Below are 2,514 nucleotides of genomic sequence, written 5' to 3' on the forward strand. Positions count from 1 at the left end.
TGAAACAGCTGGGTGTTATCCACTATGATTAATTTAATTGAAAACATGGAAAACAATTAAATTATTTTAAAAAAATACGAATAATTCGTATAAAATGTATGATATAGTTCGCATACTTATCAATTTGCCCACTAAAACTCAAATATATGATTAATAGAAATAAAATTTAAAAAATTAGATATTGGAAGCAAAAATAACTAATTATCCAATGATTCATCAGCATATTTAAATTTACTTCTTGAAAACAGCCAGACAATCAATGCCGCAACAGAAACCGCACTTGCCGCAATCATTACATATGACCATCCCCCCAATGACCATAGAAGAGATGCAAGAGCACTTCCAACAGCCCCAAATATAAAGTTATTCACAACAAAAACCGTGTTCAATCTGCTGCGTTCACCTTGAGATAAGTTAAACAATCTTGTCTGGGTCAAGACACTTACTCCCTGAACTGCAACTGAAAGTACCGCTGCAACAATCACAATGGCAACAATTGAATCACTGAATGCAAAGCCGCACACCATACTAACAAGGCAAACCACAATGAACGCTCCAAGTGCAGGTATGCTCAAGCCTTTGTCCTGCAATTTTCCGATTCCCACACCAAATACTGCCGCTGCAAGACCTGCCAGACTTACAAGCCCAATTTGGAACGTGTTATAGTTAAACGGCTCTGCGGACAAAAGAAATGTTAAAGAAGTCCAGAATATGTTGAAAATCAAACCGAATATCAGTCCTGAGTGCAGCAATATGTTTGGCAATGAGCTATGATTTTTAAAGGTGGTGAAAACACTTGCCAAAAGTTTCCCATATGATTTAAATTTGTTTTTTGCAGGAATTTCCGGCAATACATAAATCATTACCAAAACCATGACCAGATTCAAAGCGGCCGCTATAACATAAACGGATCTCCATCCCCAAAATCCTGCAATGATGCCGCTTGCAAACCTTGAAAAGAGGATACCTGTTGTTATTCCGGATGATACAATTCCAACGATGTGGCCACGTTCATCCTCACGGCTCAAATCCCCTGCAAGAGGCAATATGATTTGACCGGAAATTGTTACAATCCCCATACTGAAGAGTGACAGTGACAATATGATAAATGAAGGTGATATGGCACAGGAGACCAAAGCCAATACGGAAAGCACCATTACAAGGGCTATCATACGTTTTCTTCGAACAAAATCACCCAAAGGCAAAATAAAGAGAATTCCCATCGCATAGCCTATTTGGGTTGCAGTAACCAGAAGTCCCCCATTTGCCGCTGGAAGACCAAAGCCATCCATTATCTGGACAAGCAACGGCTGGGCCCAGTACAGATTACCTATTGCAAGACCTGAACATATCGCAAACAGTATCGCCAGGAATTTAGTCATGACTATATCATTATCATTCATATTATCGCACCAATTAAAATTTTCTAATCAAATATTTAAAAAATAGGGTATTTAAAGATAAAGTGGCATCAATGACATCTAAAAAACTTAATATTAAAACATATATAACAATAAACATGACTTTAAATCCGAAAAAACTTGCATATTACGAAAAAAAGTATGAGCGAAACCCCCTGGAAGACACTCTCAAATTCATGAGCAACAAGTGGACACTGCATGTTTTAAGAGACCTGTTTTTAGGAAAAAGTCATTTCAATGAATTTAAAGTCAACAGACCCTCCCTGGACAACAAGGCACTGTCAAGATGCCTTAAGACAATGCAGGATAATGGCCTTATTTACAAGACAAATGAGGGCAATGATCCAAAAAATACCCAGTATTTCCTAACCAAAAAGGGAAGGTCACTGAATAAGGTATTCTATGAACTGTTACTGTTTGCTCTTGAAACGGATGTCGACAACGAACATTATTCGGAATATGAAAAAAAAGAATTGAAAGAAATGTATAAGGAAATATTGGATTTAAAATGAAAAGAATGAATTTTTAAAAATCCATCTATTCCTGATTACTTAAAAGAACACCACCGACTCCAACATTGTCAAATTTCCTTTCGTTGAACAGCACATATATCATTTCTATCGGAAGGCCTGTGACTCTTGAAGCGGATTCGCTGAATTCTTTTGCTAAAATTTCTTTTTGCTCTTTTGTTAATTCTCCTATATCAAAACTTATAACTGGCATATTATCACCAATTGAAAATTAAATTTTTCTAAATAAAAAGTTAATGTGGCATGAAAGCCACTTAATTAATAACTATACCCTCTTGAAAAAGCCACTATAATAACGAACTATTCGTATAAAACAAAACTATATATAATAATATAATCCAATAAATTATTAATTCATATCTAATGAATTAACCAAAAATTGGAGATAAAAAAATGAAAGCTAACGCACAAAAAATAGCTGATGGAGTATACTGGATTGGTGTACTCGATTGGGACTTAAGAACCTACCACGGTTACACATTAGACGGAACCACCTACAATGCATACATTGTATTCGGTGAAGACGAAGTAGCAATCATCGATAATGCTTATCCTGGAAAAAC

Annotated in this window: 3 protein-coding genes and 1 pseudogene; 2 read left to right on the plus strand and 2 right to left on the minus strand. The window is 35.8% G+C overall.

The window, feature by feature from the left end:
- Nucleotides 1-197: 197 nt before the first annotated feature.
- Nucleotides 198-1,403: an MFS transporter gene (locus QZ143_RS09715; protein WP_292883706.1), complete on the minus strand. Its 1,206-nt coding sequence runs from the start codon at nucleotides 1,401-1,403 to the stop codon at nucleotides 198-200.
- A gap of 71 nt (nucleotides 1,404-1,474) precedes the next feature.
- Here QZ143_RS09715 and QZ143_RS09720 point away from each other — a divergent pair, with 71 nt between their 5' ends.
- Nucleotides 1,475-1,933, plus strand: coding sequence for a helix-turn-helix domain-containing protein (locus QZ143_RS09720; RefSeq protein ID WP_116592878.1), 459 nt, complete (start codon nucleotides 1,475-1,477; stop codon nucleotides 1,931-1,933).
- 25 nt (nucleotides 1,934-1,958) lie between these two features.
- Here the strand turns inward: QZ143_RS09720 and dmpI are convergent, their stop codons facing one another.
- Nucleotides 1,959-2,144, minus strand: coding sequence for a 4-oxalocrotonate tautomerase DmpI (gene dmpI / locus QZ143_RS09725; RefSeq protein ID WP_058738979.1), 186 nt, complete (start codon nucleotides 2,142-2,144; stop codon nucleotides 1,959-1,961).
- A 200-nt stretch (nucleotides 2,145-2,344) separates the two neighbouring features.
- Here dmpI and QZ143_RS09730 point away from each other — a divergent pair.
- Nucleotides 2,345-2,514: pseudogene (locus tag QZ143_RS09730) on the plus strand (FprA family A-type flavoprotein); the annotation flags it as partial.

The organism is Methanobrevibacter sp. UBA188 (assembly GCF_905234905.1).
Classification (GTDB): Archaea; Methanobacteriota; Methanobacteria; order Methanobacteriales; family Methanobacteriaceae; genus Methanocatella.

Coding starts and splice junctions, on each gene's coding strand:
- QZ143_RS09715 (WP_292883706.1), bottom strand. CDS start 1,403: ATGAATGATAATGATATAGTCATGACTAAATTCCTGGCGATACTGTTT.
- QZ143_RS09720 (WP_116592878.1), top strand. CDS start 1,475: ATGACATCTAAAAAACTTAATATTAAAACATATATAACAATAAACATG.
- dmpI (WP_058738979.1), bottom strand. CDS start 2,144: ATGCCAGTTATAAGTTTTGATATAGGAGAATTAACAAAAGAGCAAAAA.